This is a genomic window from Geosporobacter ferrireducens, assembly GCF_001750685.1.
In the GTDB taxonomy this organism is placed as follows: Bacteria; Bacillota; Clostridia; order Peptostreptococcales; family Thermotaleaceae; genus Geosporobacter; species Geosporobacter ferrireducens.
Genome location: NZ_CP017269.1, coordinates 2,372,024 through 2,391,129, shown reverse-complemented (window position 1 = coordinate 2,391,129; position 19,106 = coordinate 2,372,024). Strand labels below are relative to the sequence as shown.

Sequence of the window (19,106 nt, the reverse complement as noted above, 5' to 3'; positions counted from 1 at the left end):
TTTTGAATGGAGAGGGTTCAGAATGAAGATATTACACATTATACCCTGGGGAAATGGTGGTATTGCCAGTTTGGTTAAGAAACTCGTTAAGCATCAGCCAAGCGAATTTCAAAGTAGCGTAGCGTTGTTTTCATGCTCAGATGAGTTTAGAAAAGAAATAGAATCATTTAATTCGGAAATATCAATCCTAAATTCGCTAGGGAAATATGGCTTATTTAAGTATATTCAAAGAATTGCACAAGTTATTAGGCTTGAAAACTGTGATGTTATTCATATACATTTAGTACATAAAAGCTATTTAGCAGTAATAATTGCTAAAATAATGGGTGTAGAGATAATTGCGTGCCATGCTCATGCAGCAAACTTTGGGAAAAAACATAATGTTTTTAATATAATTGAATTATTGATTAATCGATTGTGTATAAAGTTATTTTGCAATAAGCTCTATACATGTAGTGATTTAGCTACAGATTTTTTATTTGGAAAGAATATGCGTCCTATTTTGATTAAAAACGCGGTTAATGAAAGTGTTTTTCTAAGAAAAAATGAAACATTCTACAAGTCATTAAGGAATGTTTACTCTTCACAAAATGATGAGTTGTTGCTATTACATGTGGGTCAATTTAGTTATGCAAAGAACCATGAATATTTAATTTGTGTTTGTAAAGAACTTAAATTTAGAAAAATAAAGCATAAGGTTTTATTAGCAGGAACGGGTATCAGGGAGGACTTTATCAAGGAGCTAGTTCGGAAATTCAATTTAGAGGATAGTGTGATCTTCATGGGATTTGTGTCAAATGTTGATGATTTGCTTAATATTGCCGATGTATTCTTATTTCCATCGCATTTTGAAGGCTTGCCAACAGTTATTGTAGAGGCTCAAGCCTGTGGGCTGCCAAGTATTTTGTCAAATACTATAACTCAGCAATGTGATTTAGGTCTTGGGTTATTACATTTTGAATCTATAGAATCGCACCCCTCAGCATGGGTGGAGAGAATTCTCCTTCATAATAGAAAGGTGTGCACTCCAATTGATGAGTCCAGAATTAAGAATACAGTAATTGAGAAAGGTTTTACTGCTAAAGAGGTTGCTAGCGCTTATTACGATGACTTGAAAGGATCTATATCATTATGGGTAAAATAATAAAGGTAAATCCTTTCTTGTATGCTGTTTATTTACTGATGATTATATATACATTTTGTATTCTTATGATGTACGATAGTTTAAGCTTGAGGTTCCATGCTTCAATAGCATTATTTGCTGTTTTATCGTATCTTGTATCTTATAAGATTTCCAACAAAAAAGTGATAACACCATTAACTTTGATCATTATTTCATTTTGTCTATTTCAATCAGGGCAAACTTTACTTTTTGCTCTAGGATATGAAGATATATTCCTCTTGAAATGGGCACTTCTTGAAGAAATAATAATAGCACAGATTTTCTTTAATTATTCTCTTATATTACTTTTGATTGGAACGACTTTTAAAACGGCATATAATATTAATACTGTTGAAAAACAAGACATTCATTTAAATAGACAAATTTCTTATTTAAAAAAGATAGGGATAATATCTCTCATTATCACTTTGTTCCCAAAGTTGTTAATAGACATTTATTTGGCACGGTTTTCTTTAAGTGGTGGATACTCTGAAATTAGAAACTATACTACATTTGTTATGAGCACAAATGGTTTTCTTTATATAGCCTATTGGATTGCTGGTTTTTTTAATTTTGCTTTGTATGTTTGTTTAGTTGCTTTCTATAAGGATAAGAGAACTAGAAATAGATTACTGATTTTAATGCTTATAATTTCTGTTCTAGAATTAATTTCAGGAGCTAGATATGAGGCCGTTACTCGACTTTCAGTATATTTGTTTCTTATACTTGATTTCCAGCAATCTAAAAAATCGAGTATAAAAAGTGCTGTAGTTGTAGGTTTGGGTGGAATTCTGATACTAATTTTAAATATTGTTAAAGTATTTCGCCAACTCGATGAAAAAAATATAACTCAATTTATAAGTATGATTAGTCAACGAAGTGGTTTTATTGATGGAATTGTTGAATTAATTATTGAAATGGGTGGTAGCATGTATCCATTCATTTTGATTAATAGATTTGTTCCTAGCACCCGTTTTTTTGGAGGCGGTACGTCATATCTATTTTCAATATTTTCAGTTATACCACAAAAGCTTTTACTAGGCTTTGATTATAGCAAATATACAAACCTGCAAGAGTGGCTAACATTTGAAGTCTTAAATCAAAACTCAGGGGTGGGTTTTTCAATGTGTGCAGAAGCATACTATAATTTCGGATGGTTAGGGCTACCACTGTTCTTTTTTCTAGGTTTACTGATTACTAATGTTTTCGATTCGAATAAACTCAAGAATAAAAGTCTTTCATTTAAGCTTTTTTCAGTTTTTCTGTTTGATGCTTTATTATTTTACCCAAGAGGTCAAATTGTAACATTCATGAGACCAATAATATTGATGATAGGAGTAATCATACTAATCAACAGAGGTAACATAAAGTATATTAAAAATAGATAAATAATCAACACAACTAGTCATAATTCAGTATGAAATAAGGACGTGAAAAAATGAGTGACAATCTATTTAAGAAATTTATATCTTTTTCATATGGTAGCTGGATAGGGTTGATTATAGGATTCTTAGGGACCATGCTAACTACAAGGATTTTACTGCCGGAGGACTTTGGAAGAACATCAATGTTTACTCTGGCCTTAAATATTTCAGTTGTATTTATTATATTTGGAACTGACCAATCGTTTGTAAGATTTTTTTATGAAGAAAAAGAAGAAAATAGAAGCGGATTGTTATATAATTGTTTAGACATACCACTAGTTATAACTTTAATCATTGCCATCATAATTTTGGTGTTCAGAAATAAAGTTTCGATTTTATTATTCGAAGAAGAGAATTTCACAGCAATAATTATGTTGGTCATAGGTATAGTTTTTCAAGTAATCTATAGATATGCTGGGTTGGTAATAAGAATGCAACAAAAGGGCAATTTATATTCAATATTGGAAATACTTTATAGAACATTAAGTGTTGTCACGTTATTAGTATTATACTTTATAATGGGTTCAAGTTACGAAATTATTATTTACTCTACAGTAATTAATCTTATTATTTTGTCAACCTATGCCATTTTCCATGAAAGAAGGTTTTGGAACTTACGAAATAGAAAAAACGAAAAATTAATTCATTCTAAAAGAGATATTTTTGATTTTGGAACACCATTAGTATTGACGATGCTCATAACTTGGTTATTTCAATCGTTTGACAAAATTGCAATAAGGTATTGGAGTAGTTTTGATGAACTTGGATTGTATGCAGCGGCGTTTAAAATTATTGCATTTGTTAGTATTTTACAAGGAACGTTTTCAACATTTTGGATTCCAGTTGCTTATGAGAAATTTGATAAAGAACCTGAAAATAAAAACTTTTTTGAGAAAATGTGCCGGATTATTACATTTGCAATGCTTTTAGTTGCAGTTTTGAGCATTGCTGGTAAGGACATTATTGTTTTTCTTTTAGGGAAGGAATATAGGCAGGCTGCCAATATTATGCCTTTTTTAGTTTTTATGCCAATTATGTATACAATATCTGAGACCACTGTTTTAGGCATTAATTTTTTCAAGAAACCGAAGTGGCATGTCTTAATTGCATCGACTTCGTGCATAGTTAATATTCTAGGCAACTGGGTACTAGTACCCCAATATGGTGCAATTGGTGCTTCAATCTCTACTGCTTTTTCATATGTTATCTTTTTTACTATGAGAACAAAGATATCACTTATCTATTATAAATTAAATTATGGTTTGAAGAAATTATACCTAATGCTGTTAGTAGTATCAATGTATGCAATGTTTTCTGTTTTTACTGCAAGTGTTTATTTAAATATTCTAATGGGTGTAGCTATTACTTTTGTTTTGTTAATTGTTTATAAAAATGATTTGCTTAAAGGATATGTGTATATTAAGAAACAAGAAGTTTTTGCGAAGTACCTAGCTAGAAGATAAAGATTCCGATGAAGTTTGCCAACTGGTCAATTATACGAACTCTATCAGATAGTGAGAAAGTAAAGTGGTTAAAGAGTAATATAAATGCAAATAAGATAAATTACTATGAAAGCTATATTTAAGTATAAAAATGAAAACTATTAGTTATTCATAGACTTTAGATAAATCAAGGGGGGTAAGAATCCATGAAAATTACAATCGTTGGAACAGGTTATGTTGGACTATCCAATGCCATACTTTTAGCACAGCATAATGAAGTCATCGCCTTGGATATAATCAATGAGAAAGTTGCTATGATTAACAATAAGAAGTCTCCGATTATTGATCCGGAGATTGAAGAATATTTAGCAACTAAGGAACTTAATCTAACTGCAACAACGGATAACTATGAAGCCTACAAAGAAGCAGATTATGTCATCATCTCAACGCCGACAAATTATGATCCAGAGAAGAACTACTTCAACACAAGAACGGTAGAAGCTGTAATAGCTAATGTACTATCGATTAATCCAGATGCTGTAATGATTATTAAATCTACAGTGCCAGTTGGATATACTGAAAAAGTGAGACAAATGTTTGATACTGAGAACATTATTTTCTCACCAGAGTTCTTAAGAGAAGGTAAAGCACTTTATGACAATCTCTATCCATCAAGAATCGTAGTGGGAGAACAATCTGAAAGAGCGAAAGTCTTTGCTGAATTGTTAGCTCAAGGAGCGATCAAAAAGGACATTCCTATTCTTTATACAGGTGCAACTGAAGCAGAGGCCATCAAGCTATTTGCTAATACTTATCTTGCACTTCGAGTAGCTTATTTTAATGAGCTTGATTCATATGCAGAAGTAAGAGGTCTGAATACACAACAGATCATTGAGGGTGTTGGTCTAGATCCACGTATTGGAAACTATTATAATAACCCTTCCTTTGGGTATGGTGGGTACTGCTTGCCAAAAGATACAAAACAGCTACTTGCTAACTATTCTGACGTGCCGCAAAATATTATGTCTGCTATCGTAGATGCTAATAGAACGAGAAAAGATCATATAGCAGACATGATCATAAAGAAAAATCCTAAGACTGTTGGTATCTATAGACTGACTATGAAGATGGATTCCGACAACTTCCGTCAGTCAGCTATTCAAGGGGTTATGAAACGTATAAAAGCTAAAGGTATAGAAGTTGTCGTGTATGAGCCAGCATTTAAAGAAGATGAGTTCTACCACTCAAGAGTTATTAAGGACTTTGATGAGTTCAAGAAAATCTCTGATGTTATCGTAGCAAATAGATTGTCTGATGAGATCAAAGACGTGGTAGACAAGGTTTATACGAGAGATTTATTCAGTAGGGATTTATAATGGACCCATAGATTTGACACAAAAAACGTCAGAATAAGTTATAATGAAACTATGAAAAAACGAAGACAATTTACCCCAGAAGAGAAATCCAAAATAATAATGGAGCTAATCCAGGGAGAAAAAACACTCTCAGAAATCTGCTCAACCTATGAGATCCATTCAAACCAGATTCTAAGATGGAAAAAACAATTCTTAGATAACATGGTGAATGCATTCAAGGGTGCAGATGACAAAGCTCATAAAGAACAACAGCAGCTTGAGGCAGAAAAGGAGGCATTACTCAAAAAGATTGGCCAATTAACCATAGAGGTTGATTGGTTGAAAAAAAATCTGGCCTCAAATAAATCCGTTGAAGAGCGCAAGAATATGTTAGAGCCTGACTTTAGGAAAATATGTATCAAAAGGCAATGTGAACTGCTGCAGATCAATCGAACCGGAACATACTATCAACCTAAGCCAAAAGATGGCTCTCAGATACTTCTGATGCAATTAATTGATCTGATACACATGAAGCATCCCTACTACGGCTCTCGCCGAATGGTTGAGGAATTAAAGGGGCTTGGCTATGAAGTCAACCGTAAACGTATCCAGAAACACATGAGACTTATGAGATTAAAAATACATTATCCAGGTCCCAATCTCAGTAAGAGAAATCGTCAGCATAAAATATACCCTTATTTGCTCAGAAATGTTCCAATTACCCGTGTAAACCAAGTGTGGGGAGTAGATCTTACCTACATTCCTATGCCAAAGGGACATATGTACCTATTCGTCATCATAGACTGGTACTCACGGACAATTATAGACTATCAGCTGTCCAATACCCTTGAGTGTGATTTTATTCTCAGATGCCTAAAAAGGGGATTTACAAAGGCTAAGCCTGAAATTATCAATAGCGATCAAGGTAGCCAATTTACAAGCAATGACTACATTAGCCTACTGAAAGAGCAAGAGATCAAGATTAGTATGGACTCAAAAGGCAGAGCCACAGATAATGCCATAACAGAACGGTTCTTTCGCAACATAAAACAAGAGAAACTTTATCTATATGCTTATGAAACAGTGGGTGAGCTTAGAGCCCTTGTAGATGAGTACATGGACTTTTATAACCGTGAAAGAAAGCATCAATCTCTCTTATCAGATCCCATATAACGTCTATATGGCTGCTTAGCATGCCTAAAAATATATGAGAAGGAGGACTAACTTATCAAGTACAATTTTGTGTCTTGACAAAGGGGTCCATTACACAGGAGGCCTGGGTTTCATAGGCAGTCATACGGTAATAGAACTAATTAAACATAATCATGAAGTAATTATCACGGATAATCTTATCAACTCAAAGATTAAAGTGCTGGACAAGCTTCATCAAATAGCAGGCATCAAGCCAACTTTCTATCAGATTGATGTGACGGATGAAGCTAAGCTAGAACCAATCTTCAGTAATCATCAAATAGATGGTGTGATTCATTTTGCTGGTCTTAAGGCAGTAGGGGGTCTGTATCGAAACCCTTTGAGTATTATTACAACAATCTCGTCTCTACAATAGTACTGAGCAAGATGTGTATCAAATACGGTGTTGGAAAATTTGTATTCAGCTCATCTGCCACAGTGTACGGTGATCAGCCATCGCTGCTGAAAGAGGATATGGAACTGAAAAAGACCACCAATCCTTATGGAGAGACGAAGGCCATGAGTGAGAGGATCTTGACTGATGCAGTACATGCCAATTCTAACTTTGTTGTTTCTTTGCTTAGGTATTTCAATCCTGCAGGTGCCCATGAGAGTGGATTGATTGGCGAGGATCCTAATGGAATTCCAAATAATCTCATGCCGTATGTGACGAAGGTAGCAAAGGGTATACTACCTAAATTGAGTGTCTTTGGTAATGACTATGATACAGTTGATGGCACAGGAATAAGGGATTACATCCATGTAGTGGATCTTGCGAAGGGACATGTGAATGCCATCGAGAAGATACAGCAAGGTATCAATGTTTATAATCTAGGAACTGGAAGAGGAACATCGGTGTTGGAGCTTGTGCATGCTTTTACGAGAGTAAATGAGGTGGATGTTCCTTATGAGATAGTTGCTAGAAGGCAGGGCGATATCGCAACCTGTTTTGCAGATTCAAGCAAGGCTGAGGAAGAGCTAGGCTGGAAAACCGAATTGACGATAGATGATATGGTAAGGGATGCCTGGAAATTTGAGAAGAATACTAAGTAGATAATAACTCCTAACATCGTTTAAGGGTATTTCAACATCAATGGGCAACCCATTAGCATCAGTCCAAATCTAACAAAGGGGGAATCTAGCAAAAATGAAAGTACGTAAAGCAGTCATACCAGCAGCAGGTTTAGGCACCCGATTCTTACCTGCTACAAAGGCTCAACCAAAAGAAATGCTTCCTATAGTAGATAAGCCTACATTACAATATATTATAGAGGAAGCGGTTGAATCAGGGATAGAAGAAATTCTAATTATTACAGGTAGAAATAAATCTTCTATAGAAAATCATTTTGATAAGTCAGTGGAACTCGAAATTGAACTAGAAAAGTCCGGAAAAAATGATTTGCTAGAGGAAGTAAGAGAAATATCTGATATGGTAAATATCCACTATATTAGACAAAAAGAGCCTAAGGGATTAGGACATGCTATATATTGTGCAAAGAGTTTTATAGGAGAAGAACCTTTTGCAGTTCTTCTTGGAGATGATATCGTTTACCATCCCAATAAGCCCTGTTTAAAACAAATGATAGATGTGTACAATGCGTATAAAACCTCTATCCTAGGAGTACAGAAAGTAGCCAAAGAAGATGTAAGTAAATACGGAATTGTTGAAGGGAAACTTATAGAAGATAGAGTATATAAAGTAAAGGGACTTGTAGAAAAACCTTCCGTAGAAGAGGCTCCTTCCGATGTAGCTATACTAGGTAGATATATCATCAATCCAGGGATTTTTGAAATACTTGAGAATACAAAGCCGGGGAAAGGTGGAGAAATCCAGCTTACAGATGCCCTGAAGGTCCTTGCTGAAAGAGAGGCTATGTATGCTTATAATTTCGAAGGTAAGCGCTATGATGTTGGAAATAAGCAAGGGTTCCTGGAGGCTACTGTGGAGTTTGCTTTAAGACGTGAGGATTTAAGAACAGAGTTTTTAGCATATCTTGAGAAGATTGTAGTAAAAGAAAAAGGAGTACTGGATGAGGCTGCTACTGCAGAAGAATAGAACTAAAGGGAAAAGATATACTGTTTACAGTAGTACTGGTAGTATAGGGACATTTTTCTATATATTAATAAAAGTAAAAGTTGACGAGGATTCGACAAGGATGCCGTAGGCAAAGATAGAAAAATAAATAGAAATAACTGAATAGTAAGGGGTAGTTCTCTACTTTTAACATTATCCGACAAGAAAACTCTAATAAATCAGTCTTTAAGGCTACTTATGTAAATGATATAATGTAGCTATAGAGGAAGGCGTGGAGGAGGATGAACGATGGATGAAAAGGTTTTTAGCTTACTAGAAAAAATGTACGGCGAAATGCAGAATGGTTTCAAAGAAGTAAGGGAAGAAATAAAAGAAATAAGCGAAGAAGTGAAAGAAGTGAAACACAATGTAGTAAGACTTGAAGATAGGATGGACAATCACTTGGAGGCTTTATAAGATGGATATAAACAAAATACAGAGAAGCTCTGTGAAGTAGAGGCGAAGATTAATGAACTGGGCAAAAAAGTTGAGGGGTAAGAGGTCGAGATTCGGGTTATTAAAGGTGGTAAATAATTGAAGTGCCTGGTTAGAGAGAAAAAAGGCATGAAAAAAAGCAGTGATTGTGTTGTAAGATCATTGCTGAAATAAAAGAAGTGTTGATAGGAGCTGCTTCACTTAGCTCTTATGTTGTTTAAGAGACCTAGTAATTTGAATGTGGATGCAGTGAACTTAAGATAAATTAACTGAAATATAGCTAATTCAACAAAGGCGCTTTTTCTATCAATAGACCGTATCAGAGATAAAACAAAATGAAGGAATCATTATAATATGCATATATTTAGAGATAAAAAACAAAAAGGTATCATCCTATCTTGGACGGCAGTATTGTTATGGATGCTCTTGATTTTCCTCTTGTCTGCTCAACCGGCGCAGCAGTCAAATCAATTGAGCAAAGGATTAACAGGAGTGATTATAGAAACGGCTGAAAAGGTTACGTCTAGCTTTGAAATCAATATAAATAGATTTAATCACCTATTAAGAAAGAATGCGCATTTTTTTGCATATCTGATTTTAGGGGTATTGGTGATAAATGCCTTTCGAAAAAGTGAGGTTGTTGGTGTTCGAGGAGTAGTTTTGACTTTGGTTATCTGTGTGATTTATGCTATAAGTGATGAGCTTCATCAGCTCTTTGTTCCAGGTAGGGGCGGACAGCTTAGGGATGTATTGATCGATAGTGCTGGTGTCATTGTAGGGATAATAATATATCAGAGATCAAGTAAGATATAACAGGGGATCTATAATTGTCAAGACATAGACGGAATGATATAATGGGATTAGTAAGAAATATGTAGATATATCAATCTTCGTAATCATATATGTATATTAGGGGGACAAAATGAAAAAAAAGTTTTCTAACCTACTATTGGCTTTGGGTGATATTTTGCTAATCAACTTATCCTTTATTCTTGCTTTTATGATAAGATTTGATGGAGATATCATCAACCATCCCATAGCACCTCAATACCTTCCTGCCTATTTTGATAACCTGATGGTGATTACCTTAATTAAAATTGCAATATTTTACGGCTTTGGCTTATATAGAAGTTTATGGCGATATGCCAGTATTGAGGAATTAATTCAGATTGTCAGTACATCTTTTTTTGCAACCACGGGAACAGTTACTTATATGATGATCATGCAGCAAAAGCTTCCTCGCAGTATCTATATATTGACTTTTATGCTAGATATACTGCTTATTGGGGGGATACGCTTCAGCCACCGTGTATTAAAAAGCATGAATGAGCAGAGTGTTTTCAATGATAGAAACCTAAAAAGGGTTATGGTTGTAGGGGCAGGGCAGGCAGGTGCCATGGTTATCAAGGAACTGAAGACCCATGCCAATTTACAAAGTAAACCCATTGTAGTGGTAGATGATGATGAAACCAAGCATGGACGAAGAATAAACGGTGTACCCGTGTTAGGGAATAGACATGATATTAAGAAGCTTGCAGAGATAAAACGTATTGATGAAATTATCATTGCCTTACCATCTGTGTCCAAGCCTGAGATTCGGCAAGTAGTTGAACAGTGCAGCAAAACAAAATGCAAACTAAAAATATTACCTGGTATTTATGAACTCATAGACGGCAAGGTAAGTATCAAGAAAATCAGAGATGTAGACATTGAAGATTTATTGGGAAGAGAAGAGGTAAAAGTTGAATTAAACAAAATAACAGGGTATATTCAAAACAAAACGGTCTTGGTCACAGGCGGTGGAGGATCTATTGGTTCAGAGCTCTGTAGGCAGATTGCAAAGTTTAGTCCTCAAAAAATGCTGATATTGGATATTTATGAAAATAATGCCTACGATATACAGAATGAACTCATACGTAATTATCCGGATTTAGATCTCGAAGTATTGATTGCTTCTGTAAGGGATAAAAAATGTATCGATGAAATTTTTCAACGATATAGGCCACAAGTTGTTTTCCATGCTGCAGCCCATAAGCACGTTCCTTTGATGGAGGCAAATCCTAAAGAGGCGATCAAGAACAATGTATTTGGAACATTAAACGTGGCGGAGGCAGCCCATGAACATAATTGTGAAAAATTTGTACTGATTTCCACAGACAAAGCAGTCAATCCAACCAATGTGATGGGAGCAACCAAGAGGATTGCAGAGATGATTGTTCAGACCATGAGTAAGATCAGCAAGACCGAGTTTGTAGCAGTCCGGTTTGGAAATGTATTAGGCAGCAATGGCAGTGTAATACCCTTATTTAAAAACCAGATAGCAAAGGGTGGACCTGTAACCGTTACACATCCTGAAGTTACCCGCTACTTTATGACGATCCCTGAAGCTGTTCAGCTTGTGATTCAGGCTGGTGCCATGGCTAAGGGTGGAGAGATTTTTGTATTGGATATGGGTGAGCCGGTGAAGATTATTCATCTGGCAGAGAATTTGATCCGATTATCAGGGTTTGAACCCTATAAAGAAATTGACATTCAGGTCACGGGTCTTCGACCAGGAGAAAAGCTGTATGAAGAACTGTTGATGGACGAAGAAGGACTGCAGCAGACAAGACATAGCAAGATATTCATCGGGAAACCCATTCTGATTGACCATAAGGTGCTTAAAGCAGAACTAACTCATTTAAAAGAAATCATTTCTGGAGACGGAAAAGACCTTAGGGACTATATTGAGCATATGGTACCTACCTATAGACGTACAAGTTAGAATGCATTAGCGAGCGTTATAAAAAGTATATAGATAAGGAGCTTAAGGACAAGCCTTGACTCCTTATTATTTTGCCCTGACGGAAAATTAAAGATAAAGGAAAATAGGCAGGTGAACTGGAATGAGGCAGAAAAGGATATTTATTTTGATTGCTATATGTATCGCTGCAGTAGTGGGTATTTTAATAGTAAATAGGTTGGGTGTCATGCTAGACAACAGATTGGTCCATGCGTCTATTGATGAGAAGACAAAGCAGGAGTTTCAATTATCCCTAGTGGGAAAAGACTACAGAATAGCAGGTATAGACAATGAAAGTGATGATAGAGAACAAGTTTTAGATGTCTATAAGGAGGGCAAACAAGTCGGGAGATTGACCATTGAACATTTTCCGCTAGTACCTACAGCAGACTACTATTATTTTATAAAATACAATCCATTTGTAGACGACGGCGTGCCATTACAAATCAAGGTAAGCCTCAAATCTAAATCCCAAGAGGTCACAGAGCGCCACATCCTCTATGATTATGACCAACTAAAGCAGCAGCCTGTCCTTACGATCCCCAACAGCACATGGACTGAGCCTGCGGTTATCGCATCAGGCTATGGACTGCCAAAGCAGGCCCTCTTTATAGACGGAGAAGACTTCAGCATGCATTTGAACATGGTCAATGTTTATGAGCCGCTGGAGAATGGCGTTCGTAAAGAACGGTTTGACTTGACGCAGCCAATCCAATACCTTGCGGATAAACGGAAGCAGGAATTTATTATTTCTTTCCCCCAAGTGGCGGGAACAGAAATCGAACAGTGGGGCATCATCGGAAAAGAAGGAATGGTAAACTGGGGGGATGAAGAACAGGAGAACATTCTTCTGGTAGCAAATCTTGACCGGGTCAGGAAGTGGACACAAGGCGGCGTACAGTATGTGACACCGGAGACCTATTACCCCTATGATCCAAGGGCTTTTTGGGTGGTACCTGCCCAGCATGTAGGCAATAAGCTGCTGTTGGAAGGCAATAACCGTTTTAGTACAAACTTTGCCCGGTTAGCATTGCAAGCTGCCTTGAGAACGCAGACAGAAGGCGGGTACTGGATTTCCAGCCCAAGATCTACCTGGCTGTATGGGGATTATGGGATTGATGCAGGCTTTTATGATACAAGGTTTAACACAGACGCGGGCCTGTTTCTATTGCATGGCTACCGGGAGTTTGGAGAGGAGGCTTACCTGCAAGGGGCTCTACGCTATGGAGACTTCTTGATTGAGTATGCAGGAACCCATCATCACAAGACAAAAAATGATGGATATTTGGTATATGATTATACCCATGGCGGGGATATGGACCGGAAAACAGAAACCTTAACCTCTTTAAACCATTTGATCACAGAAATGAACTTCTTATATGAGCTTTATAAAGATACGGATGAAAAAAGGTATCTGGATACAGCAGAAAAGATGAGGCAGGCTGTGAAGGACACAGCATCTTACTGGAAAAAGGATGATGGGGACCTATGGTATGCTTATCTGCCTGACGGCAGCTACGGATTGCAGGATTATCCGCTGCTTACCCTGAAAGACTTACGATACAGCCAAAGAATGATCCAAGAAATTTATAGGGTGAAGGATATGGATTTTCAATATTTGATCGATATAAAAGAAAGCTATCTGAAGGCAAAGGGTTTACCGCTTTACGATTAGGATATATTTTAAATCGTGGAAAGTATTGACAGTATTATTATAATAGCATATTATAATAATTGAGTGTTCATTCATTAAATGGCAAAAGTTAATCTATTATAGAAAGGGGTATAGGATGGCCAGGATTACTGACCCACAGAAAATAGAGAATGTTAAGAGGGCAGCCATGGAAATCATCGTGGAATATGGCTACCGGGGCGCGTCTATTGCTGCCATAGCAAAAAAAGCAGGTGTGTCAGCCGGCTATTTGTACCTCCACTATAGCAGCAAGGAAGATTTGCTTGATGATTTGATAAATACAAATCTGGCTGAAATCAGAAATACTTTTTACCAGTTTGCAGTGACGAGTACTTCAATCTATGGTTTTTTTCAAAACACGATCAGGACTTTATTTGAATTGGCAAAAGAGGACCCAATATACGTACAGTTAGTAGCCACATTGGTACTGGATGTGGATGCTGAAAAAATTTTACATGAAAAAAATGAAGAGTTTAAATACAGAATGTTGGAAAAAGTTTTTGAAATAAGTAATTATACAGGGGAATGCCACGAATACATTAGTGAAGAAAATATTATGTTAACACTGATGACGATACCCTTTCGATATATCTTATTGAAGATTAAAGAAGAAGGCTATGAAAGGTTTTTTCAAGAGGAACAAGTAGAGAAAATTACGAGGATGTGCTTTAACTCCTTAAGGTAGAAGGCGATAATTTAGATTATAATAAATGAGTTTGCATTCATTATAACGACAGCCTGAATAATTTGCTTTTAACATAGTAAACATTAATGAATGTTCGTTTATTCATTAATAAAAAATAAATTTAATTAGAATGAGGGGACGGATAGAGTGTGAAAAGAAATATTGCATTTATGATTGTGTCAATACTGATCCTTTCTTTGGCAGGCTGTTCAAATGCAGGAAAGGAAGCTGCGGTAGAGGAAAGAATTTCTGCGGTAAAGGTTTTAAAAATAGAAGAAAGTCAAAAACCTGTAAAATTCCAGTATTTGGGTACAGTAGATGCGAAGGATATCACCAAGTACAGCTTCAAGACAGGCGGAAAAATTAGCAGGATTTATGTAAAAAAGGGAGATAAGATAGGTCCGGCAGCACCATTGGCGGAGATTGATACGCAGGATTTAGGGTTTCAGATGACTGCGGCTAAAGCGGCAATGGATGCAGCTGAACTCAATATAAAAAAAGCGGAAGATGCCTTGCGCTATAATAAAGACTTATTTGAAAAGGTGGATAGTTTATATACAGCAGGTGCGGTATCGAAAGACCAGTACGATCAGACCAAGCTTCAGATGGATATTTCAGAAACCACCTATCAGCAAGCGGGAGCACAATTTGATGCGACAAAAACCGATTACGAGTATAAAACTGCAATGATACAGGATGCAAAGCTGTACGCGCAGCAAGAAGGCACGGTTGTGGATGTTTTGTTTGAGGAAAATGAGAGGATAGGGGCGAATACGCCGGTTGTTGTGGTGAGGAGCAGCGAGCAGGTTGTCAATGTGGGCATTCCACAACAGGATTTATATAGTGTTCATACAGGTGCCGGAGCAACGGTTGACATAGACGGTGAAAAGGCAGAAGGAAGGGTTATCTATATAGCTGAAGCACCTGATGAGGCTACAAGAACTTATCATGCGGAGATAGAAGTACCGGGAAAAAGTTTTAAACTGGGGGCAATTGCCAAAGCAGAGGTCTTCATAGGAGCGGAAAAAGGGGTGTGGATCCCTATGACATCGATCTTTTCCAATGGAGAAGACTACGTATATATTGTAAAGGATGCCCGGGTATTTAAAAGAACGGTAGAACTCTTGAATGTGAGTGATGACAAGATCAGGGTAAATGGAATCGATGAAGGGGAACTGCTGGCTGTCAGCGGAATGAAGAACTTGAACGACGGCGCTAAAGTCAACATTGTAGAGTAGGGGTGGGAAACTTGAACAGATTGATACTTGCTTTAATCCGGGAGCGGCGGGTCACTTTGTTTTTGGCAGCTATTATTGTAATCATAGGCGGATTCAGCTACTATATTATGCCCAGACAAGAAAGTCCTGATGTTTCGGCGCCCTTTGCCATGATTGTTACCGTTTATCCGGGGGCATCGCCAAAAGATGTTAAAGATCTGGTTACAACTAAAATAGAAGATAAGCTGGTGGAACTGGAAGGTTATGATGAAAGTCATGGTATATCCAAAGAAGGGCTGTCTATTATTACCGTTATGTTTGAGTTTCGTGTGGACAGCGATAAGGCCCTGCAGGATGTGCGAAATGCTGTAGCGGATGTGCAGTCGGATTTGCCGAAGGGATGTTTGCCGAGTCAGGTAAAAACAGATATGCTCGAGACTGCAGGCATTATTATCAGTCTCTCAGGTGAAAACTATACATATGAGCAGTTGGCCTCATTTGGAGAGATTTTTGAGAATAAATTGACTACGATAGAAGGAATATCAAAATTTAATATGGAAGGAAAACTTGACAAAGAAGTAAAGGTGAATGTAGACATCGCCAGGTTGAATCAACTGAAACTGTCTATTGCGGATATTGGTCAGATTTTGCAGGCACAAAATGTGGAAATACCTTCAGGAAGCATAGACTATGAAAGCTCAAAAATCAAGGTAAAGACGCCGGGTATATATACTTCAATGGATGATATTCGCAACACGATCATTGGTATTGCTCCGGTAACAGGAGCCGTTACAAAGCTATCCGATGTGGCGGATATACATATGGACTTGGAAGAAGATGTGGAAAAATATAAACAAAACGGAAAAAACACGGTATTGCTTACAGCATATTTCCAAAAGGGCAAGAATGTGGTTCTCATAGGCAAAGATGTGAGAAAGGTGATTGATGAAGTAAAAGCATCGTTGCCTGGGGATTTACTTGTCGGGGAGGTTATTTACCAGCCGGATGATGTATCAAAATCAGTCAGCGATTTTATGACCAGCTTGGTTCAGGGAATTTTCCTGGTTATAATTGTAGTGTTCTTAGGAATGGGATTAAGAAATGCGTTAGTGGTCGCTACTGCCATTCCCCTGTCTGTGCTGGTCACCTTTGGTGTGATGTATATGGCAGGAATTGAGATTCAACAGATGTCCCTGACGGCCCTGATTATATCTCTTGGAATTTTAGTGGATAATGCAATCGTAATCAGTGATACCATACAGGTAAGAATGGATCAGGGAGAAGACCGGTTAGAGGCAGCTTACAAAGGAACAACTGCATCTTCTGTTCCTATATTCACGGCAACACTCACAACAATCGCGGCTTTTTCTCCCCTTCTTGGGCTGCCGGGACCCGCCGGTAAATTTTTGCAAACAATACCCATGGTGCTGATTATTTCTATTATAGCAGCTTACCTTGTTTCTATGTTTGTTACACCGGCTATGGCAGTCGCCGTATTTAAAAAAGGTAAGGAGAAGAAAGAAGAAAAGCGTGTCGTAAGAAGGTTTTTTCATTATACATTAAGGCATGCGCTGAAGTACAAAACAGTGGCTGTAGGAATGACATTTACTGTGTTTATATTAATAGTGGCAGTTTTGATGCCCCAATTGCCTTCTCAGTTTTTCCCATATGCAGATAAAAATATATTCTATGTGGAGATCAATTCAGAAGTTCCCGGGAATATTAGAGCTACAGAAAAATTAACAGATGAGGTTGTAAGGCTGCTGTCTGAGGAGCCGGAAATTACGAGTTATACTGTAGCTGTGGGAACGGGAATGCCAAAATTCTTTAGGAGTATGCTCCCTGCTACCGCTTCTCCTGATTATGGGCAGATGGTTTGTAGATTTGATCTTGGAGACAAGAAGACCAGAAGGTTTAGAGATAATGTAGAACTGATTGATTATATTCAAGAAAAGTTGGATGAAAATATATCAAATGGGAAAATCACAGCTAAACTCCTGGCGAATGCCAAGCCAAACGAGGCGAAAGTAATTGTCAGAATCTCCGGAGACAATTTGGACCGGTTAAAGGAAGTTGCTGACACGATAAAGGAAGCAACAGCAAAAATACCGGGAACCGTCAATGTAAGGCATAATATGAAGGATAAGACTTTTCAGTTGGAAGTTAACGTAGATAAAGATAAGGCCAGCAGCTTCGGCATTACCCAATATGATATCCAGAGCCAGATCAATATGGCATTATACGGTGCAAATGCTTCGGTATACCGGAGGGAAGGGCAAGAGTATAATATTCGTCTGAAAAGCAATATTAGTGATGTTGCCCTACTGGAAAATTTTGAAATCAAATCTTCCGTAACGGGCAATAAGGTGCCTTTAAAACAGTTTGCGACCGTAGAATTTGGGAAAAAAGTAGACGAAATTAGGACTTATAAAAGAAAACAGACGATTGAGCTTTTAGTCAACGAACTTTCCGGTTATAACCCCGTTGAGATAGCAAACACCATTGAAAAAGAAATACTGCCGCAAATTGATACCGCCGGTACAATTATAAGCTTTGCAGGAGAGCGGGAGGATATTAATGAAAACTTTAGCACTGTAGGTATTTTGGCTATATTATGCATTTCTGTCATCTATATTATTCTGCTCATACAGTTTAATTCATTTATTCAGCCGGTAGTCATACTGCTTACCATACCTTTGTCACTCATTGGTTCAGTACTGGGTTTGTATTTATTCAATAAACCTTTATCACTTACGGCTTTCTTAGGGGTGGTTGCACTTATTGGATTGGTTGTAAAGAATGGAATACTCCTGATTGAATATATCAATGATGCGAGAAGCCAGGGCTGTAATATTGAAGAAGCTTGCGCAGATGCTGTAGATAAGCGCTTCAACGCCATTATACTGAGTGCAGCAACAACGGTAATGGGATTGGTTCCCTTGGCGCTGTCCGGAAGTAATCTGTTTGGCCCAATGGCGATTGCACTAATGGCCGGACTAACGGTTTCGACCCTCTTAACAATGATCGTCATACCGGTGATATACAGCATATTCGAGGGAATGATACAAAAATGGAAAAAACACAAAACAGAAAAAGGTAAAGCAGTGGTAGAATAAGCGAATAGAGGCAGCATGGGGTGAAAGGATCGTGGCAACCCGGATAGAAGAAAGATAAGCGGTAAATCGCCCACATCTGTAAAGGTGTGGGCTTTTTGCCGTTTACTTTTACACAATTGCAGGAATGTAAAATATTTATGCAGGAAGAAGGAATTTTCGAAATAATGTATAATACTTATCTATTCATTCAAAAAGAAAGAAGGCGTCCCGATGGACAATATCATCAACAAAATCGTTAGCCTGGATCAGCGGGCCTGGGAGATCAAGAATTCTACAGACCAAAAGCTGAAGGAAAATGAGCAATCCATCAAAGAAACCCTGTCCAAGATGGAAAAAGAAGCAGTGCAGCAGGCAAGAGAGATCGGTAAGGAAAAATACGATCAGTGCATAAAAAAAGGCCAGGAGCAAGAAAAATATATATCTGAAGATACTGATGCAGTATGTAAGAGGTTGGATGAAAGATTTTCACAAATTCATAGCGTGCTGGTAGAAGAAGTGTTTTCTCAAATCATGGATTTGGGGTAGGTGGG

General features: G+C 37.3%; 14 protein-coding genes and 1 pseudogene. All 15 read left to right on the top strand.

Going from position 1 to position 19,106, the window contains the following annotated elements; genetic code table 11:
* Positions 1–22: 22 nt before the first annotated feature.
* The gene (locus Gferi_RS11320) at positions 23–1,144 is read left to right on the top strand and encodes a glycosyltransferase (protein ID WP_069976529.1); all 1,122 of its coding nucleotides are present in this window, start codon (positions 23–25) and stop codon (positions 1,142–1,144) included.
* Entirely contained in the window at positions 1,132–2,550 is a 1,419-nt protein-coding gene (gene wzy / locus Gferi_RS11315; protein ID WP_069976521.1) for an O-antigen polysaccharide polymerase Wzy, read from the top strand. The genes Gferi_RS11320 and wzy overlap by 13 nt, the downstream gene beginning before the upstream one ends.
* A gap of 50 nt (positions 2,551–2,600) precedes the next feature.
* A complete protein-coding gene (locus Gferi_RS11310; RefSeq protein WP_069976512.1) occupies positions 2,601–4,049 on the top strand; it encodes a lipopolysaccharide biosynthesis protein in 1,449 nt (482 codons plus the stop codon).
* A 185-nt stretch (positions 4,050–4,234) separates the two neighbouring features.
* A complete protein-coding gene (locus Gferi_RS11305; RefSeq protein ID WP_069976510.1) occupies positions 4,235–5,404 on the top strand; it encodes a nucleotide sugar dehydrogenase in 1,170 nt (389 codons plus the stop codon).
* A gap of 51 nt (positions 5,405–5,455) precedes the next feature.
* Entirely contained in the window at positions 5,456–6,556 is a 1,101-nt protein-coding gene (locus tag Gferi_RS11300; protein ID WP_069976508.1) for an IS3 family transposase, read from the top strand.
* Between the two features lie 145 nt (positions 6,557–6,701).
* A pseudogene (galE, locus tag Gferi_RS11295) lies at positions 6,702–7,627 on the top strand (UDP-glucose 4-epimerase GalE); the annotation flags it as partial.
* Between the two features lie 94 nt (positions 7,628–7,721).
* Entirely contained in the window at positions 7,722–8,630 is a 909-nt protein-coding gene (gene galU / locus Gferi_RS11290) for a UTP--glucose-1-phosphate uridylyltransferase GalU (protein WP_069976506.1), read from the top strand.
* Positions 8,631–8,897: 267 nt separating this feature from the next.
* The gene (locus Gferi_RS11285) at positions 8,898–9,065 is read left to right on the top strand and encodes a hypothetical protein (protein ID WP_207645817.1); all 168 of its coding nucleotides are present in this window, start codon (positions 8,898–8,900) and stop codon (positions 9,063–9,065) included.
* A 372-nt stretch (positions 9,066–9,437) separates the two neighbouring features.
* On the top strand, positions 9,438–9,896 hold the full coding sequence (locus Gferi_RS11280) for a VanZ family protein (RefSeq protein ID WP_069976505.1): 459 nt from the start codon (positions 9,438–9,440) through the stop codon (positions 9,894–9,896).
* A 109-nt stretch (positions 9,897–10,005) separates the two neighbouring features.
* Complete coding sequence (locus Gferi_RS11275; protein WP_069976504.1) at positions 10,006–11,847, top strand: polysaccharide biosynthesis protein; 1,842 nt, start codon at positions 10,006–10,008, stop codon at positions 11,845–11,847.
* 121 nt (positions 11,848–11,968) lie between these two features.
* On the top strand, positions 11,969–13,540 hold the full coding sequence (locus tag Gferi_RS11270) for a glycoside hydrolase family protein (protein ID WP_069976502.1): 1,572 nt from the start codon (positions 11,969–11,971) through the stop codon (positions 13,538–13,540).
* 115 nt (positions 13,541–13,655) lie between these two features.
* Positions 13,656–14,243: a TetR/AcrR family transcriptional regulator gene (locus tag Gferi_RS11265; RefSeq protein ID WP_069976500.1), complete on the top strand. Its 588-nt coding sequence runs from the start codon at positions 13,656–13,658 to the stop codon at positions 14,241–14,243.
* A gap of 149 nt (positions 14,244–14,392) precedes the next feature.
* Complete coding sequence (locus tag Gferi_RS11260; protein ID WP_069976499.1) at positions 14,393–15,481, top strand: efflux RND transporter periplasmic adaptor subunit; 1,089 nt, start codon at positions 14,393–14,395, stop codon at positions 15,479–15,481.
* A gap of 11 nt (positions 15,482–15,492) precedes the next feature.
* Entirely contained in the window at positions 15,493–18,576 is a 3,084-nt protein-coding gene (locus Gferi_RS11255) for an efflux RND transporter permease subunit (protein ID WP_069976497.1), read from the top strand.
* A gap of 210 nt (positions 18,577–18,786) precedes the next feature.
* The gene (locus tag Gferi_RS11250; protein WP_069976495.1) at positions 18,787–19,101 is read left to right on the top strand and encodes a hypothetical protein; all 315 of its coding nucleotides are present in this window, start codon (positions 18,787–18,789) and stop codon (positions 19,099–19,101) included.
* Positions 19,102–19,106 lie beyond the last annotated feature (5 nt).

Bases quoted from the DNA above. Each gene is read 5' to 3' on its own strand.
- Gferi_RS11275 (WP_069976504.1), top strand. From the start codon at position 10,006: ATGAAAAAAAAGTTTTCTAACCTACTATTGGCTTTGGGTGATATTTTG.
- Gferi_RS11270 (WP_069976502.1), top strand. From the start codon at position 11,969: ATGAGGCAGAAAAGGATATTTATTTTGATTGCTATATGTATCGCTGCA.
- Gferi_RS11310 (WP_069976512.1), top strand. From the start codon at position 2,601: ATGAGTGACAATCTATTTAAGAAATTTATATCTTTTTCATATGGTAGC.
- galU (WP_069976506.1), top strand. From the start codon at position 7,722: ATGAAAGTACGTAAAGCAGTCATACCAGCAGCAGGTTTAGGCACCCGA.
- Gferi_RS11285 (WP_207645817.1), top strand. From the start codon at position 8,898: ATGGATGAAAAGGTTTTTAGCTTACTAGAAAAAATGTACGGCGAAATG.
- wzy (WP_069976521.1), top strand. From the start codon at position 1,132: ATGGGTAAAATAATAAAGGTAAATCCTTTCTTGTATGCTGTTTATTTA.
- Gferi_RS11320 (WP_069976529.1), top strand. From the start codon at position 23: ATGAAGATATTACACATTATACCCTGGGGAAATGGTGGTATTGCCAGT.
- Gferi_RS11300 (WP_069976508.1), top strand. From the start codon at position 5,456: ATGAAAAAACGAAGACAATTTACCCCAGAAGAGAAATCCAAAATAATA.
- Gferi_RS11250 (WP_069976495.1), top strand. From the start codon at position 18,787: ATGGACAATATCATCAACAAAATCGTTAGCCTGGATCAGCGGGCCTGG.
- Gferi_RS11265 (WP_069976500.1), top strand. From the start codon at position 13,656: ATGGCCAGGATTACTGACCCACAGAAAATAGAGAATGTTAAGAGGGCA.
- Gferi_RS11305 (WP_069976510.1), top strand. From the start codon at position 4,235: ATGAAAATTACAATCGTTGGAACAGGTTATGTTGGACTATCCAATGCC.
- Gferi_RS11280 (WP_069976505.1), top strand. From the start codon at position 9,438: ATGCATATATTTAGAGATAAAAAACAAAAAGGTATCATCCTATCTTGG.